This is a genomic window from Salinibacterium sp. NYA9b, assembly GCF_976973725.1.
In genome coordinates, this window is the sequence record NZ_OZ333476.1 from 1,466,655 (window position 1) to 1,492,201 (window position 25,547).

29 protein-coding genes and 1 tRNA gene are annotated in these 25,547 nt (G+C 59.5%); 10 read left to right on the top strand and 20 right to left on the bottom strand.

The genetic code is table 11. The features are described from left to right. Positions 1-67 precede the first annotated feature (67 nt). The 4 genes from ACWFSR_RS07000 (at position 68) to ACWFSR_RS07015 (ending at position 3,238) form a co-directional block, all read left to right on the top strand. Positions 68-283: a hypothetical protein gene (locus tag ACWFSR_RS07000; RefSeq protein WP_447523413.1), complete on the top strand. Its 216-nt coding sequence runs from the start codon at positions 68-70 to the stop codon at positions 281-283. A 230-nt stretch (positions 284-513) separates the two neighbouring features. After that, positions 514-705 carry a hypothetical protein gene (locus ACWFSR_RS07005; protein WP_447523414.1) on the top strand — a complete coding sequence of 64 codons (192 nt, stop codon included), beginning with the start codon at positions 514-516 and terminating at the stop codon, positions 703-705. Between the two features lie 51 nt (positions 706-756). Continuing rightward, positions 757-2,148: an NAD-dependent succinate-semialdehyde dehydrogenase gene (locus ACWFSR_RS07010; protein WP_197105574.1), complete on the top strand. Its 1,392-nt coding sequence runs from the start codon at positions 757-759 to the stop codon at positions 2,146-2,148. A gap of 307 nt (positions 2,149-2,455) precedes the next feature. Beyond that, positions 2,456-3,238, top strand: a complete 783-nt coding sequence (locus ACWFSR_RS07015) for a glucose 1-dehydrogenase (RefSeq protein ID WP_197105575.1) — start codon at positions 2,456-2,458, stop codon at positions 3,236-3,238. A gap of 101 nt (positions 3,239-3,339) precedes the next feature. On the opposite strand, the gene ACWFSR_RS07020 is transcribed toward ACWFSR_RS07015, so the two are convergent. From ACWFSR_RS07020 to ACWFSR_RS07040, 5 genes are all read right to left on the bottom strand, one after another. Beyond that, positions 3,340-3,477 carry a hypothetical protein gene (locus tag ACWFSR_RS07020; RefSeq protein WP_197105576.1) on the bottom strand — a complete coding sequence of 46 codons (138 nt, stop codon included), beginning with the start codon at positions 3,475-3,477 and terminating at the stop codon, positions 3,340-3,342. A gap of 122 nt (positions 3,478-3,599) precedes the next feature. Next, positions 3,600-4,079 (bottom strand): hypothetical protein, encoded by a 480-nt coding sequence (locus ACWFSR_RS07025; RefSeq protein WP_447523415.1) that lies wholly within the window; start codon positions 4,077-4,079, stop codon positions 3,600-3,602. 158 nt (positions 4,080-4,237) lie between these two features. After that, positions 4,238-4,723 carry a heme-binding protein gene (locus ACWFSR_RS07030; protein ID WP_197109971.1) on the bottom strand — a complete coding sequence of 162 codons (486 nt, stop codon included), beginning with the start codon at positions 4,721-4,723 and terminating at the stop codon, positions 4,238-4,240. Further along, entirely contained in the window at positions 4,720-5,175 is a 456-nt protein-coding gene (locus ACWFSR_RS07035) for an NUDIX hydrolase (RefSeq protein ID WP_197109970.1), read from the bottom strand. The genes ACWFSR_RS07030 and ACWFSR_RS07035 overlap by 4 nt, the downstream gene beginning before the upstream one ends. 10 nt (positions 5,176-5,185) lie before the next feature. Next, positions 5,186-5,962 carry an SDR family oxidoreductase gene (locus ACWFSR_RS07040; protein ID WP_197109969.1) on the bottom strand — a complete coding sequence of 259 codons (777 nt, stop codon included), beginning with the start codon at positions 5,960-5,962 and terminating at the stop codon, positions 5,186-5,188. 66 nt (positions 5,963-6,028) lie between these two features. On the opposite strand from ACWFSR_RS07040, the gene ACWFSR_RS07045 reads away from it, so the two are divergent. From ACWFSR_RS07045 to ACWFSR_RS07060, 4 genes are all read left to right on the top strand, one after another. Continuing rightward, positions 6,029-6,589 carry an NfeD family protein gene (locus tag ACWFSR_RS07045; protein ID WP_231603834.1) on the top strand — a complete coding sequence of 187 codons (561 nt, stop codon included), beginning with the start codon at positions 6,029-6,031 and terminating at the stop codon, positions 6,587-6,589. Further along, on the top strand, positions 6,586-7,500 hold the full coding sequence (locus tag ACWFSR_RS07050; RefSeq protein ID WP_447523416.1) for an SPFH domain-containing protein: 915 nt from the start codon (positions 6,586-6,588) through the stop codon (positions 7,498-7,500). The genes ACWFSR_RS07045 and ACWFSR_RS07050 overlap by 4 nt, the downstream gene beginning before the upstream one ends. After that, positions 7,475-8,257: a glycerophosphodiester phosphodiesterase family protein gene (locus ACWFSR_RS07055; RefSeq protein WP_447523417.1), complete on the top strand. Its 783-nt coding sequence runs from the start codon at positions 7,475-7,477 to the stop codon at positions 8,255-8,257. Before ACWFSR_RS07050 ends, ACWFSR_RS07055 begins: the two co-directional genes overlap by 26 nt. Positions 8,258-8,401: 144 nt before the next feature. Beyond that, the gene (locus ACWFSR_RS07060) at positions 8,402-8,767 is read left to right on the top strand and encodes an RNA polymerase-binding protein RbpA (protein WP_197105583.1); all 366 of its coding nucleotides are present in this window, start codon (positions 8,402-8,404) and stop codon (positions 8,765-8,767) included. On the opposite strand, the gene ACWFSR_RS07065 is transcribed toward ACWFSR_RS07060, so the two are convergent. The 12 genes from ACWFSR_RS07065 to ACWFSR_RS07120 form a co-directional block, all read right to left on the bottom strand. Continuing rightward, a complete protein-coding gene (locus ACWFSR_RS07065; RefSeq protein WP_197109967.1) occupies positions 8,768-9,493 on the bottom strand; it encodes a polyprenol monophosphomannose synthase in 726 nt (241 codons plus the stop codon). Further along, entirely contained in the window at positions 9,486-11,051 is a 1,566-nt protein-coding gene (gene lnt, locus ACWFSR_RS07070) for an apolipoprotein N-acyltransferase (protein WP_447523418.1), read from the bottom strand. Before lnt ends, ACWFSR_RS07065 begins: the two co-directional genes overlap by 8 nt. A gap of 13 nt (positions 11,052-11,064) precedes the next feature. Further along, on the bottom strand, positions 11,065-13,497 hold the full coding sequence (locus tag ACWFSR_RS07075; RefSeq protein ID WP_197105586.1) for a DEAD/DEAH box helicase: 2,433 nt from the start codon (positions 13,495-13,497) through the stop codon (positions 11,065-11,067). 25 nt (positions 13,498-13,522) lie between these two features. Further along, complete coding sequence (tatC, locus tag ACWFSR_RS07080; RefSeq protein WP_197105587.1) at positions 13,523-14,281, bottom strand: twin-arginine translocase subunit TatC; 759 nt, start codon at positions 14,279-14,281, stop codon at positions 13,523-13,525. A 50-nt stretch (positions 14,282-14,331) separates the two neighbouring features. After that, entirely contained in the window at positions 14,332-14,547 is a 216-nt protein-coding gene (gene tatA / locus ACWFSR_RS07085; RefSeq protein ID WP_197105588.1) for a Sec-independent protein translocase subunit TatA, read from the bottom strand. Positions 14,548-14,625: 78 nt separating this feature from the next. Further along, a complete protein-coding gene (locus ACWFSR_RS07090; protein ID WP_197105589.1) occupies positions 14,626-14,997 on the bottom strand; it encodes a hypothetical protein in 372 nt (123 codons plus the stop codon). Beyond that, on the bottom strand, positions 14,998-15,345 hold the full coding sequence (locus ACWFSR_RS07095) for a hypothetical protein (protein WP_197105590.1): 348 nt from the start codon (positions 15,343-15,345) through the stop codon (positions 14,998-15,000). An 8-nt stretch (positions 15,346-15,353) separates the two neighbouring features. Beyond that, the gene (locus tag ACWFSR_RS07100; RefSeq protein WP_447523419.1) at positions 15,354-16,337 is read right to left on the bottom strand and encodes a helix-turn-helix transcriptional regulator; all 984 of its coding nucleotides are present in this window, start codon (positions 16,335-16,337) and stop codon (positions 15,354-15,356) included. Next, positions 16,330-17,313 (bottom strand): helix-turn-helix transcriptional regulator, encoded by a 984-nt coding sequence (locus ACWFSR_RS07105; RefSeq protein ID WP_197105592.1) that lies wholly within the window; start codon positions 17,311-17,313, stop codon positions 16,330-16,332. Before ACWFSR_RS07105 ends, ACWFSR_RS07100 begins: the two co-directional genes overlap by 8 nt. 47 nt (positions 17,314-17,360) lie before the next feature. After that, positions 17,361-18,362 (bottom strand): FKBP-type peptidyl-prolyl cis-trans isomerase, encoded by a 1,002-nt coding sequence (locus ACWFSR_RS07110; RefSeq protein ID WP_447523420.1) that lies wholly within the window; start codon positions 18,360-18,362, stop codon positions 17,361-17,363. Positions 18,363-18,372: 10 nt separating this feature from the next. Next, positions 18,373-19,359, bottom strand: a complete 987-nt coding sequence (locus tag ACWFSR_RS07115) for a tRNA (adenine-N1)-methyltransferase (protein ID WP_197105593.1) — start codon at positions 19,357-19,359, stop codon at positions 18,373-18,375. After that, positions 19,356-20,027: an HAD family hydrolase gene (locus ACWFSR_RS07120; protein WP_447523421.1), complete on the bottom strand. Its 672-nt coding sequence runs from the start codon at positions 20,025-20,027 to the stop codon at positions 19,356-19,358. Before ACWFSR_RS07120 ends, ACWFSR_RS07115 begins: the two co-directional genes overlap by 4 nt. A gap of 64 nt (positions 20,028-20,091) precedes the next feature. Between ACWFSR_RS07120 and ACWFSR_RS07125 the strand changes: the two genes are divergently transcribed. Further along, positions 20,092-21,027, top strand: coding sequence for a proteasome assembly chaperone family protein (locus tag ACWFSR_RS07125; protein WP_447523422.1), 936 nt, complete (start codon positions 20,092-20,094; stop codon positions 21,025-21,027). Positions 21,028-21,103: 76 nt separating this feature from the next. On the opposite strand, the gene ACWFSR_RS07130 is transcribed toward ACWFSR_RS07125, so the two are convergent. Both ACWFSR_RS07130 and ACWFSR_RS07135 read right to left on the bottom strand, forming a co-directional pair. After that, positions 21,104-21,955, bottom strand: coding sequence for an undecaprenyl-diphosphate phosphatase (locus ACWFSR_RS07130; protein WP_197105595.1), 852 nt, complete (start codon positions 21,953-21,955; stop codon positions 21,104-21,106). 24 nt (positions 21,956-21,979) lie between these two features. After that, entirely contained in the window at positions 21,980-23,311 is a 1,332-nt protein-coding gene (locus tag ACWFSR_RS07135; RefSeq protein ID WP_197105596.1) for a M20/M25/M40 family metallo-hydrolase, read from the bottom strand. A gap of 152 nt (positions 23,312-23,463) precedes the next feature. Between ACWFSR_RS07135 and ACWFSR_RS07140 the strand changes: the two genes are divergently transcribed. Continuing rightward, positions 23,464-23,547 (top strand) — tRNA-Leu (locus tag ACWFSR_RS07140). Positions 23,548-23,691: 144 nt separating this feature from the next. Here the strand turns inward: ACWFSR_RS07140 and ACWFSR_RS07145 are convergent. Further along, positions 23,692-25,452, bottom strand: coding sequence for a pyruvate dehydrogenase (locus ACWFSR_RS07145; protein ID WP_447523423.1), 1,761 nt, complete (start codon positions 25,450-25,452; stop codon positions 23,692-23,694). Positions 25,453-25,547 lie beyond the last annotated feature (95 nt).

Genomic DNA, 25,547 nt, shown 5'->3' on the forward strand with positions numbered 1-25,547 from the left:
GGCGTTCAATAGACACAGACGCGTGAGGGTACTCCTGCGCAATTGCTCAACCTAGGAAGGCTGCACCATGAAGTCAGATTCCACTCCATCCGGATTCGAGTACCCGGATGACGCTTTTGAAGCCGATGAGGTCGCCACTAACGATGCGGTCGCGGGCGAGCCAGTCGTTCCTTTTGCCGAGAGCGGTGCGCCCGAAGGTTCAGAGCTCCACGAGGTTTCTCCGGTTTATGACGAACACGAACTCAACTCGGAGGACGGTCCTCAGAACCTGGACAAGGAATAGTCCGACGTAACCTGACTACAGGTGGGGCAGCGCCCCATGAACACGAGACTCGCCGTGATCCGCAACTCAGAACTCTGGGGCGGCACGGCGAGTTTTTTGCACACATAGGCACAATTCTCCGTCTCGTAAATGCCCGAGACTTGCGAAACTCTCAGGCATGAGGAGTAACGTTTATCTTGTTGCTCTAGTCCTCGGCAGCGAATATCTTTCGCTCTCGCCTGAGGACCACCATGACCGCAATTTTCACCCTTAAAGCCGCAGCGCTTCGCATCGTTCCTCTCACCGAGACTGCGAAAGCCACGCAAAGGTTTCTTCCTGTCGCGCCAGCGGCCACGCTCGTGTCGCCAACACCGATCGAGCCTTCCACGCTGAGTGACTCGTCCGCGCTCGCCCGGCTCGTATCGTTTTCCGCGGCCCAGTAAACCGCAGTTTTTCCTCCCGAAAAGTATCAACCAACGAAAGGATCAGCCAGAATGGCCTACCAAACGATTAACCCGTATACGAATGAAGTGGTCGCCACCTTCCCCGATGCAACGGTGAGTGAAGTGGATGAAGCGATCACCGCGGCGCACGAAGCATTTTTGTCGTGGCGCGAAGCCTCGTATGCGACCCGGATGGCGGTGTTGGCCAAGGCCGCGAAGCTCCTGCGAGCCGACAAGCGTCGCTACGCAGAGCTGCTCACTCTGGAAATGGGAAAGGTGATCGCCGAGGCTGAGGCCGAAGTTGACCTATCGGCCGACATCCTCGAGTACTACGCAGAGCGTGGCGAGTCGCTGCTGGAAACCGAGAAGGTTCCCGTGGAATACGCCGCAGAGGGCAACGTCGAGATCGTTAGCCAGCCGCTCGGTGTTCTCCTGACGGTTGAGCCTTGGAACTTCCCCTACTACCAGGTGGTTCGTGTGGCCGCGCCGCAGTTGGTCGCGGGCAACACCATCCTCCTGAAGCACGCAAGCAATGTTCCGCAGTCCGCGGCAATCTTCGATGATCTGTTTGCGCGTGCGGGGCTTCCCGCGGGCGGATTCAAGAACCTCTACCTGCCTCATGACCTCACTCAGCACGTCATTGACGATCCGCGCGTGCGCGGTGTTGCATTGACCGGAAGTGAGGAAGCGGGGTCGATTATTGCGGCCTACGCAGCGAAAGCGGTGAAGAAAAGCACTCTCGAACTGGGCGGTTCCGATGCGTTCGTCGTCCTCAAGGACGCCGATATGGACAAAACAGTCGAGTGGGCCGTATTCGGCCGCCACTGGAATGCCGGTCAGGTGTGCGTTTCAGCCAAGCGAATGATCGTGGTCGACGATGTGTTCGATGAGTTTCTCGAGAAGTTCCGCGCCGGCGTATCCGCTTTGAAAGCGGGCGACCCGATGGATGCGGCGACGACCCTCGCTCCGCTGTCGTCTCAGTCAGCAGCGGACAAGCTTGCAGACCAGGTGAAGGATGCCGTTGCCGGGGGAGCGAAGGCAGAAACCCTCGGCACACCGGTGCCCACAACCGGAGCGTTCTTCCAGCCAACGATTCTCACCGAAATCGACTCGAAAAATCCGTCTTATTACCAAGAGTTCTTCGGACCTGTTTCCATCGTCATCCGGGTCAAAGATGAAGCGGAGGCGATTGCGGTGGCGAACGATTCGCCGTTCGGTCTTGGCGGCTCGGTCTTTACGAGGGACACCGTGAACGGTGAAAAGGTAGCCAGAAAGATCGACACGGGGATGGTGTACGTGAACCACCCGACGATGGTGAAGGCTGACATTCCGTTCGGTGGCGTTAAGCATTCGGGATATGGCCACGAGCTCACCAACCTTGGTATTCAAGAGTTCGTGAACAAGAAGGTCATTGACGTCGTAGATATCAACGCGGCGTTCTAACTCCCACTTCGGTCGGCCAGCCCAACGCACATAGGCTGGCCAGCCGGAGAGCCGAGCGGGGATTCGGGCACGCGTGGCTCGTCCCGCATCACGATGGGCTGGCATTGCCGCAACCGAGCGCTGTGGAGAATCGCGGTGATAGTTCTGAGGCGACATTCAGCCAGCAATCGTATAGTCAAACTTGTGCAATCGTTCGACGCACGCTTCTGACTTTTCGAGCTGAGGTTGTGCGCTGGACAGCATCACGCGCACTCATTACCGCCGCTCTGAATTCAGTTGAGCGGTGAAACCACTCGAAAGGCAATTCATGAATCGCTTCACAGACCGCGTAGTTCTCATCACCGGCGGAGGGTCAGGCCTCGGCCGGGCGGCCGCAGTGCGACTAGCGGGGGAGGGCGCCAAACTCGCTCTCGTCGACGTATCCGAAAGCGGCTTGGCCGACTCCGTCACCGCGATCGCTGAGACCGCGCCCGACGCCGAAGTTCTCACTGTCGTCGCTGATGTGTCCAAAGAGTCGGATGTTGATCGTTACGTCGCGGAAACCGTAGAACGCTTCGGTCGCATCGATGGCTTCTTCAACAACGCCGGCATCGAAGGTAAGCAGAACCTCACTGAAAATTTCTCCGCAGAAGAGTTCGACAAGGTCGTCGCCATTAACTTGCGCGGTGTGTTCTTGGGCCTCGAGAAGGTTCTCAAGATCATGCGCGAGCAGGGTTCCGGCATGGTCGTGAACACGGCGAGCGTTGGCGGCATCCGCGGGATCGGAAACCAGTCCGGCTATGCAGCAGCCAAGCATGGCGTCGTGGGTCTCACTCGCAACTCGGGTATTGAATATGCTGAGCACGGCATCCGTATCAACGCGATCGCACCAGGCGCCATCTGGACGCCGATGGTCGAAAACTCGATGAAGCAGCTTGATGCCGAAAACCCGCGTGGCGCTGCCGAGCAGTTCATTCAGGGAAACCCGACCAAGCGCTTTGGTGAAGCACCTGAGATCGCGGCCGTTGTGGCCTTCCTGCTGAGCGATGACGCCAGCTACGTCAACGCAACCGTTCTGCCGATCGATGGCGGGCAGTCCTACAAGTACTAGGTCACCTCTCGTCGTTATCTGACGAGGGCGCAGGGGAGTGGGCGGCCGATCGGGCTGCCTGCTCCCTTTCTTTGTTCTCGAACCAAGTTCTTGATAGAGATTTATTCAGGTTTGTGGTGATCGACTGACTGGCGTTCCTCGTCAGCCAAGAGGATGCCATCACGCACGGCGCTGCGAACGACTCGGTGCAGCACATAAAACAGAATGACGATGACGACGACGGTGAAAACGAAATCCATTCCGGAATCCTTTGTTCGTTGCCAGACGGTCGGCTAAACGCTGGAGAGTGTTGAAATCTCTCTAAGCTGACATAATGTGCATTATCGGATACTAAACACGTCTACGAGAGGGGCGGCAGAGGTCAGGGCTGCAACGGCGGCAACGCGACGACCGTGACGGTCCAGGGCTGCTGGTTGTCGGTCGTCACTGCGATTGAATAGCTGCCGCTGGGATCGATATCCAGCTCGTCCAGGTGGACTGCGTCATCTGAATTTTCGCGACAGTCGTGAGAAGACTGTGCGACGTCACCGAGCGACACTGTCATGCGGCCAAGACCAACACAATCTGAATACACTGCGATTCGTGCTGTTGTGGGGGCGAATGGCGACACATCGATAGAGCCGCCGGCATTGGTGCTCGTCGCTAGGACGACCTCGCCCTCGGTGTCGAACGCCATCAGTTCGGGAGTTTCTGACATAACGGAATCACTGGCCGTGTTTGTGCGGTCCAGCGCGTGAACTCCCACTTCGACGTCTGCCTCTGAGGCGCCGGTGCACCCGGTCAGTATCGCCATAACGGCCGCAGCGGCAACAATGTACAGCCCGCTGCGCACGTCGCTCATGGCGCTCCCCCACTTAAACACTCGTGATTTCACCTCGCGCTGGCGTCGAAGGCTCACGCCTGAGCCGCATAGGTAGGCTAGCAACAAACGTGAGGGTCTGTCAACTAAGCCCTAGTTTGGAGACGTGAAGTTCTACCCGTGCTCACTGCAGCAGCACACTAAAAACTCGGATTACGGCTGCTGACGAACCTCGCCAGCGCCTCAGCAGCGGCTTCATGATCGATAGCGTCGGGCTCCCCCGACATGGTCATTGTGCCGATGATGGCGCCGTCGACCCACAGCGGAATCGATCCACCGTGAGCCTTGTACCTGTCGTGGTCGACATCCGTTCGATCTTCAAACGGCGTACCGGCAGCGAGGTGGCGCAGCTTGACCACAAGCGACGCTTCGCCGAAATGGTTCACAACTGCAGCTTTTCCCGCCAGCCAGGGGTCGTTGTCTGCGTTTGTCGACTTCAGCTTCGCCTTGAAGACAACGTCACCGTGGAGAACGATTTCGACTGCGAGATTGAGATCCCATTCCTGAATGACCTGTACGGCAATCAGCCCCAGCGCGACAGCATCATCATTGGTGATGGTGTCGAACTCAATCTCATTCAAGTACTCGACATCGGGCACCGAGTAGTGCGGTAGTGGACGACTCATCGGTTCATCTCCTGAAGGTGCGTTCGAATGACGCCGACAAGCTCGGCGGGTTCATAACGATCGGATGTGGCGGCCAACTCATCGATGGTCCACCACCGGTGCGCCAACACGTCGACGCGTTCGTCGGCTGTCCATTGTTCTTGTGACGGCTCGAAGGCATCTGAGTGAGCGAGGTAGAACTCGGCGTGACCCGTGTCATGATCAGCGTCATCCCACTCCACCACGAAGTCGTGCGACCACACGGGAGCACCGAGATCCTCGATAACAAGTCCGGTTTCTTCTTCAAGCTCGCGTAGTGCCGCTTGGTGGTGTGACTCCCCCGGGTCCACGCCGCCACCCGGCGTCAGCCAGCGCGCGACACCGCTTGTATCCGGCGCTTTCGTCAGAAAAAGCAAGAAGCGCTGCTCGCGGTCGAACAACAGCACACGGCTGGTAGTTCGGTTCACCGGCATCCGCGGGTCGCTACTTGTTCAGAAAGTCTGAGACGTCGCCGACGTAGCGAGTGTTGTTCTCGGGCACAGGCTCAACGGCAGCAGAAGCAACCTCGGCGGCGAACTCGCTCACGTTGTACAAGCGGCCAGCAGCCTCTTTGCGAGCCTCGATCGCTCCAGGGTTGGCGCGCTGCAGCAGCGTCGCGGTGATCGTTCCCTCAATCATGTCGCCCGAGACAACGACAAAGCCGATGCCCTTAGCCTCAAGCTCAGGGATCAATTCGCGCAGGGCATCCTCGCCGGCACGCTTGCTCAGCGCGACCGGAACGTATTCGGGCATCGTCTCAACGGTGCGGATGAAGTGCGCCTGGTGGCTAGTGACGAAGACAACGCGTGAACCTTCGTGGAGCAGCGGCATCATGGTCTTCAAGAAATTGACTTGAGCGTCGCGGTTGAGCTGCATGGCGTAGTCCTCAGCCATGCCACCCTCCATGCCGCCGGAGGCATTGAGCACCAGAATCTCGAGCCCGCCGAACTCAGTCTTCACCGTCTCGAACAGGGCAGAAACAGTCTCGGGGTCAGTGAGGTCGGCGCCAATGGCAATCGCCGAACCGTCAGTCTCGTTGAGCTGAGCGACAAGCTTGAGGGCGCGAGCCTCTTTGTTGCGGTAGTTCACGGCAACGCGGGCGCCCGCTTCGGCGAAGTAGGCGGCCGTATCGGCGCCAATCCCCCGCGAAGAACCAGTGATGAGCGCGCGAGCGCCATCGAGCGAGTGGGCTGCCAGAGGATTCGAATTATCGCTGTTCACCCTACGACTTTAGCGGTCAATGCCGTGCTGTGCAGTGAGGTAAGTGCTAGCGTCGAGACTGAAGATTTGTCGAACCGCGCAACGATGAAGGGCGCCGGAACAATGCTTATTGATCTGACCCAGTACCTCTGGATTCTCTGGCTTGCCCTCGTCGTGTTGTTCATCGTGATCGAAGTCATGACTCTCGAATTCACGTTCCTCATGATCTCCGCGGGCACTCTCATCGGTGGGCTCGGCTCCAACCTTCTCGGCTGGCCGTGGTACATCCAGATCGCTCTCGCCGCAGCGATCTCTGGCCTTCTCATCTTCACCATCAGGCCGGTTTTGCTGATGAATCTTGAAAAGGGATCCGACCCTGCAAAGAGCAACGTCGACGCTCTCTATGATCTCGGCGGTCGCGTAACGGGCCCCTTCGCCAATGGCATTGGCGAGGTCAAACTCGACAATGGCGAAACCTGGACTGCCCGCATCGGAGACAGCTCGCCACCGTCGGCGGTTCCCGTCGGCAAGCGAATTTCGGTCACGGCCATCGAAGGTGCCATGGCCGTTGTCGTTCTTGAATCTGCCAAACCCGGCTCCACTCAACCTCGTGCGACCACAAAATCGCCGAGAAAGGAAGAAAAGTGACTGATCCTGCTGGCTTCATAGGCCAGATCTTTGTGATTATTCTGCTCGTCGTTCTGGCGATCTTCGTGATCGTCACGTTGTTCCGTGCAATCCGCATTGTTCCGCAGGCGCGTGCCGGAGTCGTCGAACGCCTCGGCAAGTACCGCAAGACCTTGCTGCCGGGCCTCAACATCCTTGTTCCTTTTATCGACCGGATGCTGCCCCTCATCGACCTGCGTGAACAGGTCGTCTCGTTCCCCCCGCAGCCCGTTATTACCGAAGACAACCTCGTCGTCTCCATTGACACCGTCGTCTTCTTCCAAGTAACGGATGCCCGTGCCGCGACCTACGAGATCGGCAACTATCTCGGGGCCGTTGAACAGTTGACGACCACGACGCTGCGAAACGTCGTCGGTGGCCTCAACCTTGAGCAGGCGCTCACGAGCCGAGACAACATCAACTCGCAACTGCGCGTTGTTCTCGATGAAGCAACAGGCAAGTGGGGAATTCGCGTAGGTCGCGTCGAGCTCAAGGCCATTGACCCGCCCCTCTCGATCCAAGATTCGATGGAAAAGCAGATGCGTGCCGAGCGCGACCGCCGTGCGCAGATCTTGACCGCCGAGGGAACCAAGCAGGCCGCGATTCTCGAAGCGGAAGGTTCGCGCCAGGCAGCGATCCTTGAGGCTGAGGGTGAAGCGAAAGCTGCTGTGCTGCGTGCGGATGGTGAAGCTGCTGCGATCAAGACCGTCTTCGCGGCGATTCATGAGGGCGACCCCGACCCGAAGCTGCTGGCGTACCAGTACCTCCAGACGCTGCCTAAGATTGCAGAAGGTGATTCCAACAAGATGTGGATTATCCCGTCTGAACTGACGGAAGCGCTCAAGGGCATTGGTGAAGGATTCTTTAGTGGCAAAGGACCAGTCGCGCGTTAGCGCCAACTCGTCGTTCCTCTCCCCCGCTCGCCCCCGAGTGCTCGCGCACCGGGGGCTTGCGGTGGAAGCACCCGAGAACACGCTCCTTGCGTTCGCGAAAGCTGTCGCGGTGGGTGCGCACTACATCGAGACGGATGTTCACGTCAGCCTCGACGGTGAAGCTGTGGTCGCTCACGACCCGAGTCTCACTCGCGTCGCCGGCCGGAACATCATGGTCGATCAGCTCACGATGACAGAGTTGCGGCGAATTGATCTGGGCGAAGGTCAAGGCTTCTGCTCGTTGGGAGAGGCTCTCGATGCCTTTCCCGAGACTCGCTTCAATATCGACGTCAAGAACAAAGGCGCGGTGCTTCCCGCCGCGCGCGCGATCCGCGATATCCACGCGATCGATCGAGTGCTCGTGACTTCATTCGATGAAGCCCGCCGTGCCGCCACAGTCGAACAATTGCCAGGAGTGGCGAGTTCGGCATCCGCTCGACGTTTCATTCTGGCGCTACTGAGCGCCAAGACCGGAATTTCGCCCGCCGTTCGCCGCGCGCTCAGTGGACTGGTTGCCATCCAAGTACCCGAGAAGGCACTAGGGTTGCGTGTGACCACTCAGCGGATGATCGACCGCGTGCACACTCTCGGACTCGAGATGCACGTCTGGACGATCAATGAACCGCAGCGAATGCGTCACCTGCTCGACCTCGGTGTCGATGGAATCGTCACCGATCGAGCAGACCTCGCCCTCGAAGTTGTGAAATCGCGCGCCTGATCAAGGCGGCGCACACTCCACTTCTGGGCAGCGAAAATGTTGGCAAATGCTGACAAGTCGCTGTGAACAGTGCGCCCTTGGAAGCATACGTTCAGCAAGAGGGTTTATTACTTGTAGAAACCGCGAATTGAAGGAGGCCACACGATGGCAGATCGCAGCTTGCGCGGCATGAGACTTGGTACCCAGAGCTTACAGAGCGAAGAGGGTGTCGAGTTTTCCCCGCGGAAAAAGAGCGTATACAAGGCGGCCGACGGCACCACGTTTGAAGTGATGTTCTCGTCTGACGCCGAAGTTCCCCAGCAGTGGCTTGACGCCAAGACGGGTCACGAAGGAACACTCCTCGATGACAACGGCGAGCTGGTAGAACTCGATGAGGTCGACGTGAAGGTTCCCCGTAGCCACTGGGACATGCTTCTCGAACGTCGCACCCGCCCCGAATTAGAAGAGCTTCTTCAAGAGCGTCTCGACTTCTTGCGTGCCCGTCGCGGCCAGCAGAAGATCGGCGCCTAACTAACGACGTGCTGCATTCAGGGTCGCCGCTATTCCCCAGCCGGTGACCCTGAGCAGTGCTTCTGCAACAATTCCTGCATGCATTTTTGATCGACCTGTTGAGCGCTCAACGAACGTGATCGGATGCTCCGCCACTCGGTAGCCCGCACGTTCCAAGTTCCAGGCCATTTCTACTTGAAAGCAGTAGCCCTGCGACGAGACACCGTCGAGGCCTAGCTCTCGCAGCGCGCTCGCGCGAAACACTCTGAACCCTGCCGTGATGTCCCGGATGTCGGAGTGCAGCACCGTGCGGGCATAGGCGTTCCCCGTTTGCGAAATGGTGTGCCGAAACCATGGCCAGTTCTTGACGGAACCGCCGGGCACCCAGCGGGAACCGATGACAAGATCGTTGCCTGCTTTGGCGAGAGCAATCATCGCCGGAAGATCAGACGGATCATGGGAACCATCGGCGTCTATCTCCGCGATGTAGTCATAACCGCGCTCAAGGGCCAGCGCAAAGCCGGCGAGGTAGGCCTTGCCGAGTCCCTCTTTCTTGGCGCGGTGCAGCACAGTGATGCCCGGATCGGCGGCGGCGAGCTCTTCGGCGCGCTCCCCCGTGCCGTCAGGGCTCGAATCATCGACCACGAGCACGTGGGCGCGTGGCACTGCTTGCCGGAGCCGACCAACGATCGCGGAAATGTTCTCGATCTCGTTATAGGTCGGGACGACCACGACGACGTTAGGCATTTTTTCTCCGACCGGCCACTGCTGCGACGATGAGTGCGCCGAGCCCTATTCCTGACACGAGCCACTCGAGCTCGCGACCCCAGACAACGGCCGGAGTGATGCTGGTGGAGAGCGGCACGTCTTCGACCATGGTGGCCGCCGTGTACCACGGTACTTCAGCAATTGTGGTTCCGTCGGGGGCGATGATCGCGCTCAAACCGACAGTCGAGATATTGACGACACTGCGGCCGAGTTCGAGCGCGCGAATGCGGGCCATCGCCAGCTGTTGGGCGCTCTCATCGGTGCGGCCGAAATCCGCGTTGTTGGAGGACGCGATGATGAGCTGAGCGCCCTCTTCGACGGACTCTGTAAGGATCTGGTCGTCGACGATGTCGAAACAGATGTTGACGCCGAGGGTCACACCGTTCACATCGAAGACCATATCGGTGCTGCCGATTGAATAGTCGCGCCCAATGAGCCCGATGAGGTCGGGCGCAAACTGCTCCCAGATCTCGCGGTTGGGGACATACTCGCCAAAGGGCACGGGATGGCGTTTGTCGTAAATATCGACGACGCCCTCCCCCGGCATCCACAACAACTGACTGTTATAGATGTTTCCGTCACGCTCGGTGATGTCGCCGGAAATCAGCGGTGCATTGGCGTTATCGACGACGTAATCGAAGGCTGCTGCCGCGTAACTATTGCTCAGCGGCGAGAGATCGGTGCCGCCCTCGGGCCACACCACGAGATCGAGATCCTGGCCGTAGAGCGGCTCGGTGGCGGTGAGTTGCGCCTGAAGTAGGTCACCGCGGTCGCGCTCGTCGAAATAGGCGGCTTTTCCATTTCCTTGGACTGCGCCGACGCGGAGTGTTCCGTCGAGGGTCGCGTGCCACGAGGGTGCGTTCAGCAGCAGAGTGACGACCGTTACCGGTACGAAGGCGGCGCGTAGCGCCCTCGAGAGGTGCTGGGCGCGTTCATCCAAGGGAAGTTCGCGGTAGTGACGCCAGGTGTATTCGGCGGCGGCAAGCGAAAGCGCGACAACAAGAACCATAACGAAGCTGACGCCCGAGACACCGAGCCACGGGAAGAGGGCTGCAAGCGGGCTCTCCGACTGAGATAGAGCAACGCGGCCCCAGGAGAAGCCGCCATAGGGCCAGACGCTCATCCACGCTTCGCGCGCCGTCCAGAGGCCTGAAACCACAACGGCGAGGCCCAGCGTTGCTCCCCAGCCCGCTCCAAAAGCGCGCGGCAACCAGCGATAGGCCAGGGTGATTGCGAGCCCGCCGAGCGCGACGAACAGCGACTCAAGAAACGACAGTGCCAGCATCGGCACAGGGCCCAAAAAGAGAGATGCCCAGGAAATGTGCGTCAAATAGAACGCCACTCCGCCAAGGAAACCGACGAGAAATGCCCCACGGGAGCTCCGCCCGCGAAGGGCGATGAGCACGAGCGCGATGCCGACAAAGGTCATCGGCCAGACGCTCTTGTCTGGGAACCCTGCATCCAAAATGGGGCCGGATGCCAGTGCAACCACAATCGCAGCCCAGAAGGGCAGCACAGCAACGGGTTTATCGGGCATCACGCGTTCGAGCCTAAGCGACAGAACTGTAGGCGACGATTCCGCGACGGATGCCGTCGAGCGCCTTGCGCGCGGTCGGGCCGACATTGCCATCAGCGACGACCGAGAGCTGGTCAAGAAGGTCGATCGTCTGTTTGGTGACGCGCACAAAGTCACCCGCAGCCATATCCGCGAGATCGAGCACGGAGTCAAGGTTGGCTCCGTTCGCCCAGCGGTACATAGCGAGCGCGAGCCCAGCCGCGAGTGGTTGGCTGCCGGGGAGACGGTTGTCACGCTCGAGATCGTCGAGCTCTGCCCACAGCGTGGTCGTCTTGTCGAAGGCCTCACGGAAGGCACCACGCGGGAGGTAACGATCGCTGAGGTCACCTTCGTCGCGACGGGGCTCGTACACCAGCGTCGTAGCCATAGCGGCCAAAGAGGGGGCGTCGAGCTCGTTCCAGAACCCGTGTCGCAGTGATTCGGCAACGAGGAGGTCGCGTTCTCCATAGATGCGTCGCAGCGTGCGGCCGTAGGAGTTGATCGTCATTTCACCGTTGGCTCCCGGCTCGATGTAGCCGAGCTTGGTCAACACATCGGTGACGCGGTCGAAGATCTTGGCAACCGCTCCTGTGCGGTTCTGAATCTGACGAGTCAGCTGATCCGTCTCGCGCTTCAGGCGCCACCAGCGTTCGGCCCAGCGTGCGTGAGATTCGCGCTCTGGACAGGCATGGCACTCGTGTTTGCGCATCTGGCGACGCAGATCGGCGAGCTTGCGCTGACGCCGTTCACGCTCGGCGCGGTGCCCCGCATCGTTCTTGGGCTGCGACTTCTTTTCAAGATCATTGAGTTCACGACGGATGCGGGAGTACTCGCCAAAGTCGCCCAAGTGGCACTCCATTGACTTGGCATAGCCGTCGAGCGAGTTCTTCTGCGAACGAACCTTGCGAGCCAAATCGACGACAGCGCGGTCGGCTTGGAATTGCGCGAAGCTCGATTCCAGAATCTCGCGAGTGTGCTCCCGACCGAACAGCTCGATGAGGTTCACGGCCATGTTGTAGGTCGGCTTGAAGCTCGAGTTCAACGGGTAGGTGCGGCGTGACGCGAGGGATGCCACCGCCTGCGGGTCGAGCCCGTCCACCCACTGGATGACGGAGTGACCCTCGATGTCGATGCCGCGACGGCCGGCACGACCGGTGAGCTGGGTGTACTCCCCCGGAGTAATCGGAACGCGAGCTTCGCCGTTGAACTTCTCAAGCTTTTCGAGCACAACGGTACGGGCCGGCATGTTGATGCCGAGCGCGAGCGTCTCTGTCGCAAAAACAGCCTTGACAAGCTTCTTTTGGAAAAGTTCTTCGACGACCTCTTTGAATGCGGGAAGAAGGCCAGCATGATGGGCGGCAACGCCCCGCTCGAGACCGCTGAGCCAATCCCAATAGCCGAGAACAGCCAGATCTTCATCGAGGAGCGTGCGGCAGCGAGCCTCCACGATCTCGCGAATCTCGTCGCGCTCCTCGGATGTCGTCAGGCGAACGCCCGCGCGCAACACTTGATTCACCGCCTGATCACAGCCCATGCGACTGAAAATGAAGAAAATGGCTGGCACAAGATTCTTTGACGACAGCATTGCGACGACATCGGCGCGATCCATGCGAGAACGTGCCGGGCGACCGCCGCGAGAGTCATGGCGACTACTCTTTCTGCGATTGCCGACACTCTGGCTTCGACCACCGAAGCGCGCCATCTGCGCGAGTTCTGGATTCACGCGGTTCGTTGCGGCCAAGCCTGACGAGTCGAAGAGGTCAATGAGCTTCGTGCCCACGAGCACATGCTGCTCCAGAGGCACTGGGCGGTCTTCTGAGACGATTACTTCGGTATCGCCCCGAACGGCCTGCAGCCAGTCACCAAACTCCTCAGCATTCGACACAGTCGCGCTCAGCGAGACCATGTGAACGTCCTCAGGCAAATGGATGATCACTTCTTCCCACACGGCGCCGCGGAAGCGATCGCCCAGGAAGTGCACCTCATCCATCACGACCGTGCTGAGGTTCTTCAGCAGGTCAGACTTGGCGTAGAGCATGTTGCGCAGCACTTCGGTGGTCATGACCACAATGCGCGCGCTGGCATTGACGTTTGTGTCACCGGTGAGCAGCCCTACGTTCTCGGGACCGTACTCGGCGACGAGCTCCTGAAATTTCTGATTGCTCAGCGCTTTCATCGGCGCCGTGTAGAACACCTTCGGCCCATCGAGCTGCATGGCGCGGTAGATAGCGAACTCAGCGATGATCGTCTTGCCAGCTCCAGTCGGAGCAGCGACGAGAACGCTCTTGTCGTCTTCGACAACTTGGCAGGCTGAGATCTGAAACTCATCGAGATCGAAGCGCTGGCTGGCGCGAAAGGCTTCAAGAACGGGGTATCCCCGACGCTTCTTTGCCGCGGCGTACCGTTCGGCGGGAGACAGTTCAGTCATTGACTACAGCCTAAACGGTGATTGCTTAGCCTTCTGCTCGCAACTCGGCGTCAACGGCGGCAGCTTTCTTGGCCGCACGTCGATCATGAAGCCACGCAATCAGTGCTGCGATGAAGTAGAGAATGATCATCGGAATGGCGAGCAGGAACATTGAAATGACGTCGGCGGCAGGCGTAGCGATTGCGGTGAAGATGCAGATCGTCAAAATGGCGACGCGCCACCCCTTGAGAATTGCATTCGCCGACAGCACCCCCACCAAGTTGAGAAGCACCACAAAAACGGGCAATACGAAAGCGATCCCAACCGAGAGCAGCAGCTTCACGATGAAGTCGTAGTAGTACTTTGCGTTCAGATTGGAGAGATCTTGGTCACCCGCGAAGCCCAACATGAGCGTGATGATGTTCGGCATTACATACCAGCCGGCGGCACACCCTGCGAGAAACAGGGGAATCGCGGTTGCTAAAAAGCCAATTGCATATTGCTTTTCTTTGCGCACAAGGCCGGGAACCAAAAACGCCCAGACTTGGTACAGCCACACCGGGCTTGCGGCGACGATCGCCACCGTGAACGCGATCTGCATACGGATATCGAATGCTTGAGTTACCGCGTCATAGTTGAGAGCGGCACCGCGGCCGGTTGCGTCAGCGATGTTGGTAATCGGTGCGCGCAAGGCGTCGATAAAGAAATTCGCAAAGATAAAACCTGCGATAGCGGTCACAATGATCGCAATCGCGGAAATGAACAACCGCTTCTTGAGCTCTACGAGGTGCGCGCCGAGTGACATCCGTTCTTCACTCTTGGAACGCCACCTCTCGGCGCGAACTGCCATAGGGGCTAGGACTTAGGAGGAGTGTCGCTGTTCGAATCCGCCGAAGTGTCGGCTGGGGAATCGGAACTGTTCTCGTCTTTCATCGTCTTGACCTCGCTGCGGAAGATGCGCATTGACTGGCCGAGACTGCGCGCGAGCCCAGGAAGTTTCGGTGCGCCGAAGAGCAAGAGGATGACGACCAAGAGAATAACGAGGTGCCAACCGCTGAGATTGCCGAGCATGGAGAACTTCCTTAAAAATCGAAGGCTGCGTTGGCCAATCATACCTAGATTTGCCGTGATGCGCCGAACAATGAACCGTTATCGGGCTGATGGTTCGCGCGGTGCGAACTCAACGGGAAACCACCGTTGAGGCTGTCGCCCAAAGCCGAGAAGAACGTAATCAGAACGGCTGCGATGCTTGGGGTGGTAAAGCACCACGGCGGGTTTCGCGAGCAATTGCGCATCGCCCGCGCTCACCAACGACTTCACGACTACTCGCTCGATTCCCGCGCTGTCGGTGTAGCGCACCGCAATGCGGGGAGCTCGCCGTCGGCGGCGATACTCGCTACTGATGCCCGCTGTCTGCGCGCCGGCCGTGAGCAAATACGCCCGGATAGTCCGGCGTCGCAACCACGTTGCGAACCAGAGCAGAGCGATGAGAATCAGGCCAGCAGCAAAGACCCAGCCCACCTATGACCACTCCTTGGGCCACTGCATCTGAGAAGCGTCGCGCTTAGTGATTGTCTTAGCGCGAGCAATGCGGCGTTCGTGCCTAGCGAGCTTGACTTCAGCGCGCTGGCGCTTGTGCGCTTCATGGCGATCGCGAATCTCCACCATCTCGGTGAGGATTGCCAGTTGTGGCTTGCTGAGTTTCTCCGACTCGACATCCAGAATCGACGTCTTCTCGACGACATCCGAAAGATCCTTCATCAGAACCATTGCCTTACGGAACAAGATCCACGCAACAACACCCAGCATCGCGACCAAGATGAGTACGAGCCCCACCCAGATGAGCAGCCAGCCCCACCATGCAATCATCGCGGCACCTATCGCTGTTCCGCGTAGAGGTCGGACCCAGCCTGGGCCCAGCCCGCTACCGCACGTCGGGCCTCGTCGGGCGCCACGACGGTTACGACGCCGGGGAGGCCAGCGATGAGTCGCTTGAGACCGTGAAAGTGGGGAACACGAACCACCGTGCGCACGCGATCCCCCGCGGGTACCAGAACAGCATCTTCTGGCACGTAGTCCCCCAGCAGGCCGATGGCGCTCCGGGCCACCTCGACGGTGACCTCAATGTCTTCGGCAGAAGTATCGAAGAGCGTTTCCGGCAAGTTCACATCGCCAGCAGTGTGCGTGATCGCCTCGGTTGTCATCGCCGGTTTGGAGATGCGGTCGAGACGGAAGGTGCGCACATCCTCCCGTGAATGGCACCAGCCACGCACGTACCAGTCCGCGTCCACTGATTCAACCCGGAGCGGGTCAATCCGGCGCCGCTCGGACTCGCCGCGCGAGTTGCGATAGTCAAACTCAATTTGGGTACCCGCTGCTACGGACTCACGGATGAGGGCAAGCGTCTCGTCGAGCGCGCTCGACTCCACCGCGACGGCCGTTGGTTGCGCGGATGCTCCCCGTGACAGCTTCGAGGTGAGGGTTGCGATAGCTTCGCGATCAGCATGCTCGGGCAGGCTCGAGAGGTACTGCAAGCCCGCGATGAGCGCAGACGCTTCACGGGCGGAGAAACGTGGCGTGTCATCGATAGCGACCAGGTGCGTCAACACGATCTGGTCGTTATCTTCGAAGTCGTCCCAGGCAATATCGAAGAGATCGCCTGCCTGATAGGTAGCGGTATCGCCAGGGATTCCTGAAACCGCGATGAGTCGTACTGCGTCGCGAATGTTCTGCTCGGGCACGCCAAAGTGAAGAGCTGTTTCTGCGACACTGACGCGGTCACGGTCCATGAGATAAGGCACGAGCGCGAGCAAAAAGACCAGCTTGTCTTGAGCGCGCAGCGGCGGAAGTTTTTTAGCCATGGTCTGCCACCGTTCTCGTGAGTCGTTCAATAACGGCGGACCGCAAATGGGGCGGAGACACTGCAACAACCTCGGGCCCAAAGCTGGCGAGCTCGTCGGCCATGATGTTGACGTCAGTGAAGTTGACCTCAAGCATGCAATCCGGATGCAACACCGCTCCACGACGTTTGCCCAGACGAGTAGCGGCGTCGGTGCCGGGTTCCACCCGCAGCACAGCGACGTTGGACTGCCAGACCTGCTCAAGCCCAGACAAGGCCTGAGCAGCGGCGTCATCCGTTACGTAGTCGAATGTCTTTTTACTGCGCTGGATGTCGCTGACGATGCGTCGCAAGAGGAACGTCTTGAACTGTTCCGTTTTCGGGTCTTTGGCATACAGGTGCCAGCGGCCCTGATGTTGCACGAGCGCGAGTGGCGCTACGAGCCGAGTAGTCGATGACTGCTCCCCCGGCTTCAAATACTCGAAGCTGACAAGCACGCGCCGATCCATCGCTTCGCGGAGCGGTTCGAAGGATGCATCGCGCACCCGCAACTGTGGCGCATAGCTGAGGACCGGCTCCGCCGTCTCGATGCCGAGCGATCGGAGTTTTACCATGGCGCGGCGTGAACCCTCAGAGAGAGAACCCTCACGCCACACCATCGCGGCGAGACCGAGAAGCGTGGATTCCTCCGCCGAAAACTTGATGTCCTCGGGAAGCTCGTAGTCGACGCGAGGGATGCGGTAGCGAAGATTCTGATTATTACCAGCCTGCTCGGGAGGCTCGATCGTTTCGAGCGGAACCCCAAGCTCGCGAATGTCGTCCTTATCGCGCTCAAACTGGCGCTCAAGGTTCGCGTTATCCCCCGAGTGTACGAAGCGTTGGCGATAGCCCTGCACCGTCGACAGGATCTCACTCTTTGTGAGCCCATTTTCGGTGGAAAGCAACGCCAAAACGAGGCTAAAGAGCCGTTCTTCGTTGGGAACTTTCGGTGTTGGCACGAGTCAAATCCTATGTCTCTGACACCCGGCCGTGTCGTGGGTTGCGGTTACTGCTCTTGAATTCCGAGGATGTCGAATACGAAGACGAGGGTGGCGCCGCTCGTGACGCCAGTCGGCAAGGCATCAGCGGCGAAGCCGACATCCGCGGGCAACACGATGAGCACCTGCGAGCCAACAGTCTGGCCGATGAGGGCTTCGGTGAGTCCGGGAGGGAGGCTCGAATCGGCGGTCTCTGTGCCCGCTAGGAGGAAGGTTCCGGGAACGCCAGATTCTGCCCAGCTATTGGTGAATGTACTTTCAGCACCCCACTCGATTCCGCTCACGTGCATTACTGCTGCGTCGCCCTCTTCGAGAGGCGCGCCAGAGCCTACCTTCAGCGCCGTGAACATGAGGTCACTCGGCACATCGCCGGACGGGAACGTGAACCCGGGCTGACCATTCGGAGCCAGCACAACGGAGGGGAATCCTGCAGGAGCGAGCTTGTTGGCTCCATCTGCCTTGCCGGGATAACGATTTTCGACGTCGCTCACCATCACGATGGTGTCGTCGTCGGCGAGCGGAAGCTGGTTCTGAGCGATGTTCTCTGTGCCGAGAATGTCGCCTGCTGTGCCCGTGGTCACAATGCGCGAACCGACAGTCGCACACTGAGCAATGTCACCAAAGTGCGGTGCACCCTCGGTGACAGCCACACGCAATCCCGCGGTGTCGTGTCCGGTCGAGATGAGCTGTTCGCCGGTCTCGCCGCTGTAAATCGTGATTTGGAGGGTCGTGATGTCACCAGCGCCGACCTTATCGCCGTCGCCCTCAATAGCGAGCTCGCTCTCGACATCCGTTGAAATAAGCGGAGTCGGGAACTCGGCCTCGGGGTCGGTGCTGAGAGCGCCAGAAGCACTCACGAGCGCGGAATTGGAGCCAGAGGAATAAACCGGGGTGCAGTCCGCGAAGCTCAACGGACCATTGGCACAACCCGCCAACGAGACAACAACTCCGGCACTGAGGGCCACCACTGCAAGCTTGCGCACAAACACTCTTTTCATCGTCACAGACATCGCCAACACTCTACCGGTCAGAAGCCCCGGCCTCAGCCGCGGCCTTCGCTTCGCGCGCCGTCTTGCGGAGACGTTTGGCGCTGGCGTTTCGTTCGCCGAGCGCTCCGGGTGTCCAGACTTCGACATCTTCGTCCTTGAAGTCAGTCTTTGAGGCGCGACGCTTGAGCTCGGGCAGTACTGATCCTGGCGCGAGACGACGGGCCGTCATGAGAAAACCAGTGTGGGCGACCATGCGGTGATCTGGGCGAACGGCGAGTCCTTCAACGTGCCAACCGCGCACCATCGTTTCGTTGGAATCGGGCTCCGTAAAGAGGCCAGTCGCGCGGATCGCCTCCGCAACACGAGACAGCTGGGTGACCGTGGCGATGTAGCAGAGCAACACTCCGCCGGGAGTGAGCGCATCGGCGCACTCCTCGATGCACTCCCAGGGCGCGAGCATGTCCAGCACGATGCGGTCAACAGAACCTGGCTCAACGGATGCCGGCAACTGCTCCTGCAGGTCGCCAACCGTGACCGTCCAGTTCGTGGGTTTCGCGCCTAAGAAGGTCTCGACGTTCGATTGAGCGATCTCAGAAAACTCTTCACGACGCTCGAAGGAGTTCAACTGTCCGCTCGCGCCGATGGCGCGCAGCAGCCATAGGGAGAGCGCACCTGAACCGACACCGGCTTCTACAACGTGGGCGCCAGGGAAGATGTCGGCTTGGCCGATGATCTGGGCGGCATCCTTCGGATAAATGATTGCGGCACCGCGCGGCATCGACATGACGAAATCGGTGAGCAGTGGGCGCATCGCCAAGTATTCGATGTCATTGGTGCTCGTTACAACGCTGGCATCCGGCTGACCGATGATGACGTCGTGGCTGAGGACGCCACGATGAGTGTGGAACGATCCCCCAGCTTCGAGAGTCACCGTGTTGAGGCGCCCTTTGGGCCCGGTGAGTTGTACGCGGTCCCCTTCACGGAAGGGGCCGCTCTGTCGTCGGAATACGTCGCTCATCGCGTGGTCACCTTTGTGTGCAGTTCGGAGAGATGGTTCAGGGTGCGGCCGTCAAGAGTTGGCCAGAGTGCGTGGGTTTTGTCTTCGGGGATGTCCACCATGAAGGGAACACCGATGACAGTGGCACCCGAGGCGAACGCCGAAGTGGCACCGGGAGGGGAATCTTCGATGGCAACGCAGTCGGTGATTTCGACACCGAGTGCCGCCGCGCCCGCGAGGTAGGCCTCAGGATGGGGTTTAGCGTTTTCGACGTCGTCCCCGGAGATGACGGCGTCAAAGCCGTGGAAGCCCAGGTTCTCGACAACGTGATGAGCCATGCGGCCGACTGACATGGTGACGACTGCGGTGGGAACACCAGCAGTGCGCAGTTCTTGCAATAGTTCGCGAGCTCCCGGTCGCCACGGGATGCCGGATTCCTTGAGTTGCGCCATCACGCTGTCGGTGAGACGGTCAACGATCGTGACGGCGCCGAGAGTGACGCCCTTCGTCTGCATGACTCGAGCGGACTCGAAAAGTCCTTTGCCCACACAGGCCATGGCATCGTCATGCGTCCAAGTGCCGCCAAACGATTCGATAAGCGTGGTTTCCGCAGAAATCCAGTACGGTTCGGAGTTGATGAGGGTGCCGTCCATGTCCCACAAGACGGCCGCCGGAGTGGAGTGAGTCACAACGGACCATCGTAGTTCTATCCTTGACTGAACAACATTCCTGCCACGCACCACAAGGAGACCAGTGACTAACACCCCATTTGCGAACGGACGACTCCTCGTCGTCGCCTTCGAGGGGTGGAACGACGCCGGTGAAGCAGCGAGCGGCGCAGTGCGATCGCTCAAAGAGCAACTCGACGTGTATCCCATCTCAGAAGTCGATCCCGAAGAATACTTCGACTACCAGTTCAACCGTCCAGTGCTCTCCCACGACGACGACGGCAACCGCGTCATGACGTGGCCGTCGGTCACAATGTACGGCCCGTCTCGCCCCAACGCCGAACGCCCCGAAAGCATCGCCGCTGATGCCGAGTTGCAGTTGAGCGCCAACAACCAGTCGAACATCTACCTCCTGCTCGGCACAGAACCCTCGCGCTCCTGGAAAGCATTCACGCGCGACATCCTCGAGACCGTGGTCGACAACGGCATCTCCTCGATCGTGTTCCTCGGAGCGATGTTGGCCGATGTGCCCCACACTCGCCCCATTTCGGTCTTCACATCGAGCGAAAATTCCACCGTTCGCACCGCATTGGATATCGAGCGCAGCAGCTACGAAGGCCCGGTCGGCATCCTGTCGGTACTCGGCCAGGCCGCAGAAGCTAGCGGCATTACGACAATGTCGATCTGGGCATCCGTTCCGCACTATGTGCACAACGCCCCATCACCGAAAGCGACCCTCGCTCTCATCGACAAGCTCGAAGAAATTGTGGATGTTGTGATCCCCCGCGGCGATCTCGTGACTGAAGCGACCGATTGGGAAACGGGCATTGACGCTCTCGCCGGCGAAGACGAGGACATGTCGTCGTACATCGAGCAACTCGAACGTGCTCGCGACACGGTCGACTCTCCTTCGGCCAGCGGTGAAGCAATTGCTCAAGAGTTCGAGAAGTACTTGCGAAGCGGCGATGACAAGCCCGATCCGGGTGCCGCCGGCGACGAGCCGTGGCGCGGCAAGGACTAATCGCGCTCTGTTCGGTGTTCTGACCGTGGAAAGGGCCAGGGCAACATGACGAGCCCGGCCCGAAACTCTAGTGCGGCTAGACCGGCTGAATCACGTTGAGCGACAGCAGCACGTACAGCGTCACGCCCAAGACCACGCGGTAGATGACAAACGGCAGGAACGAACGCTTTTCGATGTAGCGCATAAGCGCTGCGATCACGACGTAGCCCACGAAAAATGCAATCACCGTGGCGACGGCCGTTTCTGCATAGGTAAATACTTGGTTGGGCTCGCCAAAGCTGTGCACGAGCTCATAGAGTCCGCTGCCGAAGACGGCAGGGATCGCCAGTAAGAAGCCAAAGCGTGCCGCAGCGGGGCGCGTGTAGCCGAGAGCGAGGCCCGCTGTCATCGTCGATCCTGACCGTGAGACACCCGGTACCAAGGCGAGCATCTGGGCAAGGCCAATCGTGATGCCATGGCCGTAGCTCATGTCTTCCAGAGCGCGCGTGCGCTTGCCGAGGTAGTCAGCGATTCCCAAGATGATGCCGAACACGATCAGGACTGTGGCAACCAACCAGAGTGAACGGAACGTCGAACGGATGTACTCCTGAGCGAAATAGCCCACGAGCACAATGGGAATAGTGCCGATGATGACAAGCCAGCCGAGCCGTACATCCGGATGATTCCGATCGATCTTCTCGCCGTGGGAACCATGAGGCTTTCGGAATTGCTGAAACCAGCGACTCAGAATGCGAGCGATATCTTTGCGGAAAAAGAGGATGACGGCGAGCTCAGTGCCCAACTGGGTGATTGCCGTGAATGTGGCACCCGGGTCGCTCGCGGAGGGCAAAAACTCGCCCATGATGCGCAAATGGGCGCTCGAAGAGATCGGAAGAAACTCCGTGAGGCCCTGAACAAGCCCGAGAATTATGGCCTCAATGAACCCCATGGAACGCTCCCGTTTAGGTAAGAACTAGTACTTGAGAAGCAGGTCTCCCAAGACCTGCCTGCCAAAGACTAATGCGTCCAACGGCACACGTTCGTCAACGCCGTGGAACATCCCCGGGAAGTCGATCTCGGGCGGCAACTGCAACGGAGCAAAACCATAGCCGGTGATGTCGAGAAGCTTGAGCGCTTTGTTGTCCGTGCCACCCGACATGAGGTACGGCAAAACAGGGGCACCGGGATCGAAGACTCCGAGGCTAGCGACCATCGCATCGACAAGGGGCCCATCGAAACTTGTTTCGAGGCCGATGTCGCGGTGCATCATCTCGATCTCGATCTCATCGGGCAAGAGCGCACGCACTTGCGCGAGCACCGCATCCTCTTCGCCGGGAAGGGTGCGGATGTCGACGAGTGCTTCTGCGACGTCTGGAATAACGTTGTGCTTGTAGCCGGCCTTCAGTAGCGTCGGGTTGCTTGTGGTGCGCAACGTCGCCTGCAGGAACCCGGAAGCGGTACCGGTAGCCAGAATCAACTGATCGGGACCGACCTCTTCTGGATCAATGTCGAGAATGCGCGAGAGCTCAGAGATGAGCAGCTTCGTAGTGTCAGTGAGATGCACTGGCCACTCTTGGCGGCCAAGGATCGCGATAGCTTCCGCGAGCTTCGTGACAGCGTTGTCGCTGATAACGCGCGAGCCGTGAGCGGCCATGCCCCGAGCGGTGAGCTTGATCCACATAAGAGCCTTTTCGCCCGTCTGCAAAAGGTAAGCGCGTTGGCCCTGGAGATCGACAGAGTAGCCGCCCACCTCACTGATGGCTTCGGTTGCTCCCGCAAAAATTTCGGGGTGCTTCTTGACCATGAAGTGCGAACCGTATTCGCCGCCGTTTTCTTCGTCAGCGAAGAAGGCGATCGTGAGGTCGCGAGCGGGGCGCTTGCCGGCTCCCAGAATGTCGCCGAGCGCCGTGATGATCATGGCATCCATGTTCTTCATGTCCACGGCGCCGCGGCCCCACAGGAGGCCGTCGCGGATGATTCCTCCGAACGGATCTACTGACCAGTTCTTGGGATCAGCCGGCACGACATCCGTGTGGCCGTGCAGAATCAGTGCCGGACGCTCTTTCGCGTGCGGCGCAGAAGACTCGGTGTCGTAGCTGCCTTCCACCTTGGCAATGACCGTCGTGCGGCCGGTGGCAGCATCGAAGTATTGAGTGGTGAGGCCCATCTCCTCGAGCAACGCACCCAAATATTCGGCTGCATCAGTCTCGCCGTTCGATCGACCCTCCCCATAGTTGGAAGTATCAAAACGGATGAGATCTTGCGCAATGCGTGCTGTGCGCTCGAGTTCTGGCTCAGAAGTCATATGCCCACGCTAGCCGTCTCGCCAGTAAATATCTGCACGCCACGGCATACCCGAAACAGGACTCTCGCTGGTGGTTATTCATGGCGTCATCTGGTGCTCAAAAAGGATGCTATTCTCTTATCTCGGCGGTGCTCTTGTAGCGCCGCAGATGCGCGCGGATGGCGGAATTGGTAGACGCGCTAGCTTGAGGTGCTAGTGCCCGAAAGGGCGTGGGGGTTCAAGTCCCCCTTCGCGCACAGCGAGGTGTCGTAAGACATCGAAATAGCTCGGATCCATGATTATGGGTCCGAGCTATTTTTTTGCCCTGACGGATCACACTGGCCAGAATGCGCGCCTGCAGAAACTCGTGGGAGCTTCCGCAGGCGCCTGATATGGCCGGGTTACAGGGCGCCCGGGAGCAACCGAATGTTGCTTTTCGCGAGCTTCACAGCCTCGCCCGCTCCCCCATTCATGACCACTTTCGACATCGCAAGTGCGAAGCCACGGGCCATTTCTCCGGTGATGGTGGGCGGAAGAGACAGGGCAAGCGGATCGGTAACGAGATCGACGAGCGCTGGCCCGTCGTGGGCGAGCGCCGCTTCAAGTGCCGAGTGGATGTCGGTGGGCTTTTCTACTCGCTGGCTAAAGATTCCGAGAGCATTCGCTACCGCCGCAAAGTCAACGGACGGAACATCCACGCCAAAGTCGGGAAAGCCGTCAACAAGCATCTCGACCTTGACCATGCCTAGGGTCGAGTTGTTGAAGACGACGATCTTTACCGGCAGTTTGTGCGCGGCGACAGTAATCAGTTCGCCCATCAACATTGAGAGTCCCCCGTCACCGCACATTGCGATCACCTGCCGGTCAGGGTGGCTCATTTGAGCGCCAATGGCCTGAGGTAGAGCGTTCGCCATCGAGCCGTGCAGGAATGAGCCGATGAGACGGCGCTGGCCGTTGGGGTTGATGTAGCGGGCCTGCCATACATTGCACATGCCCGTGTCGGCCGTGAAGATCGCGTCGTCGCTGGCGAGATCGTCGAGCAGCGACGCGGCGAACTCAGGATGAATCGGAATCTTCTTGTCGACATTCTTGGCATAGGCGTCAACCACGCTATTCAACAGACGGTGATGACGTTTGAGGGTCTTCTCCAGAAAGCTCCGGTTGGGGCGGTTCGTGATCAACGGTGTCACGGCGGAGATAGTGGCTGCCACGTCGCCGTGAACAGGGATGTCGACGTTGGTGCGTCGCCCTAAATGCTCTGCCTTCGTGTCGATTTGAGCGATTCGTTCGTGTGAGCCATCTGGCAAGAACTGTTCGTAGGGAAAGTCGGTGCCGAGCAGGATGAGGAGATCGGCATCGTGGATGCCATCGTGCGCTGCGCCGTAACCCAACATTCCGGTCATCCCGACATCGAACGGGTTGTCGTACTGGATCCATTCTTTGCCCCGGAGGGTGTGGCCGACCGGGGCGGCAAGCAGATCTGCGAACGCTACGACCTCATCGTGCGCGCCCGCCACTCCGGCTCCCGCGAAGATCGCGATCCGTTCTGATGAATTGATGGCCTCAGCGAGAGACGCCACATCGGTAGCCGCAGGGGCCAAGACCGGAATACCCGGGCGAGCCAGCTGTGGTGCGCTGCCGACAGCGTCGAGCCCGGCGATGTCTCCGGGAAGCGTGATGACGGAGACTCCGCCGAGACTAATCGAATGGCGAAGTGCGGAGTTCACAACTCGGGGAGCTTGTGCGGCCGTTGAGATAAGTTCGCGGTAGTTGGAGCACTCGACGAAGAGGCGGTCAGGATGAGTCTCTTGGAAGTATTCGCTGCCGATTTCAGCCGAGGGAATCTGGCTGGCTATTGCCAGCACCGGCGCACCACTGCGGTGCGCATCGAAGAGGCCATTGATGAGGTGCAGATTGCCAGGCCCGCAGCTGCCGGCGCAGACCGCGAGCTGTCCGGTCAGTTGTGCATCGGCGCTGGCCGCGAATGCTGCGGCCTCTTCGTTGCGGACATGAATCCAATCGATGCCGCCTTTGGCGGACCCGCCGGTGCGCCTCACCGCGTCGACGATGGGGTTGAGGCTGTCACCCGCGATTCCGTAGATGCGGGTGACCCCTGCGTGTTGTAGTTGGCCGATGAGCTGATCTGAGACGGTAGCTGCCATGCCCCCAGTTAACTCCTCCCACCTGCACGATCACAGCGAACTGACTCGGTCGCCGCTGCCATCGACGAGAATGCTGCGGGTTCGCTGAGCTTTGT

What these genes read in the sequence shown, in the direction of transcription:
- ACWFSR_RS07020 (WP_197105576.1), bottom strand. Translation starts at nt 3,477, where the DNA reads ATGGATTTCGTTTTCACCGTCGTCGTCATCGTCATTCTGTTTTATGTG.
- ACWFSR_RS07095 (WP_197105590.1), bottom strand. Translation starts at nt 15,345, where the DNA reads ATGATTGCATGGTGGGGCTGGCTGCTCATCTGGGTGGGGCTCGTACTC.
- ACWFSR_RS07005 (WP_447523414.1), top strand. Translation starts at nt 514, where the DNA reads ATGACCGCAATTTTCACCCTTAAAGCCGCAGCGCTTCGCATCGTTCCT.
- ACWFSR_RS07035 (WP_197109970.1), bottom strand. Translation starts at nt 5,175, where the DNA reads ATGCCGGTGAACCGAACTACCAGCCGTGTGCTGTTGTTCGACCGCGAG.
- ACWFSR_RS07135 (WP_197105596.1), bottom strand. Translation starts at nt 23,311, where the DNA reads ATGACTTCTGAGCCAGAACTCGAGCGCACAGCACGCATTGCGCAAGAT.
- ACWFSR_RS07025 (WP_447523415.1), bottom strand. Translation starts at nt 4,079, where the DNA reads ATGAGCGACGTGCGCAGCGGGCTGTACATTGTTGCCGCTGCGGCCGTT.
- ACWFSR_RS07015 (WP_197105575.1), top strand. Translation starts at nt 2,456, where the DNA reads ATGAATCGCTTCACAGACCGCGTAGTTCTCATCACCGGCGGAGGGTCA.
- ACWFSR_RS07110 (WP_447523420.1), bottom strand. Translation starts at nt 18,362, where the DNA reads ATGTCTGTGACGATGAAAAGAGTGTTTGTGCGCAAGCTTGCAGTGGTG.
- tatC (WP_197105587.1), bottom strand. Translation starts at nt 14,281, where the DNA reads ATGTCACTCGGCGCGCACCTCGTAGAGCTCAAGAAGCGGTTGTTCATT.
- ACWFSR_RS07100 (WP_447523419.1), bottom strand. Translation starts at nt 16,337, where the DNA reads ATGGCTAAAAAACTTCCGCCGCTGCGCGCTCAAGACAAGCTGGTCTTT.
- ACWFSR_RS07075 (WP_197105586.1), bottom strand. Translation starts at nt 13,497, where the DNA reads ATGACTGAACTGTCTCCCGCCGAACGGTACGCCGCGGCAAAGAAGCGT.
- ACWFSR_RS07010 (WP_197105574.1), top strand. Translation starts at nt 757, where the DNA reads ATGGCCTACCAAACGATTAACCCGTATACGAATGAAGTGGTCGCCACC.
- ACWFSR_RS07065 (WP_197109967.1), bottom strand. Translation starts at nt 9,493, where the DNA reads ATGCCTAACGTCGTCGTGGTCGTCCCGACCTATAACGAGATCGAGAAC.
- lnt (WP_447523418.1), bottom strand. Translation starts at nt 11,051, where the DNA reads ATGCCCGATAAACCCGTTGCTGTGCTGCCCTTCTGGGCTGCGATTGTG.
- ACWFSR_RS07030 (WP_197109971.1), bottom strand. Translation starts at nt 4,723, where the DNA reads ATGAGTCGTCCACTACCGCACTACTCGGTGCCCGATGTCGAGTACTTG.
- ACWFSR_RS07145 (WP_447523423.1), bottom strand. Translation starts at nt 25,452, where the DNA reads ATGGCAGCTACCGTCTCAGATCAGCTCATCGGCCAACTACAACACGCA.
- ACWFSR_RS07000 (WP_447523413.1), top strand. Translation starts at nt 68, where the DNA reads ATGAAGTCAGATTCCACTCCATCCGGATTCGAGTACCCGGATGACGCT.
- ACWFSR_RS07060 (WP_197105583.1), top strand. Translation starts at nt 8,402, where the DNA reads ATGGCAGATCGCAGCTTGCGCGGCATGAGACTTGGTACCCAGAGCTTA.
- ACWFSR_RS07115 (WP_197105593.1), bottom strand. Translation starts at nt 19,359, where the DNA reads ATGAGCGACGTATTCCGACGACAGAGCGGCCCCTTCCGTGAAGGGGAC.
- tatA (WP_197105588.1), bottom strand. Translation starts at nt 14,547, where the DNA reads ATGCTCGGCAATCTCAGCGGTTGGCACCTCGTTATTCTCTTGGTCGTC.
- ACWFSR_RS07130 (WP_197105595.1), bottom strand. Translation starts at nt 21,955, where the DNA reads ATGGGGTTCATTGAGGCCATAATTCTCGGGCTTGTTCAGGGCCTCACG.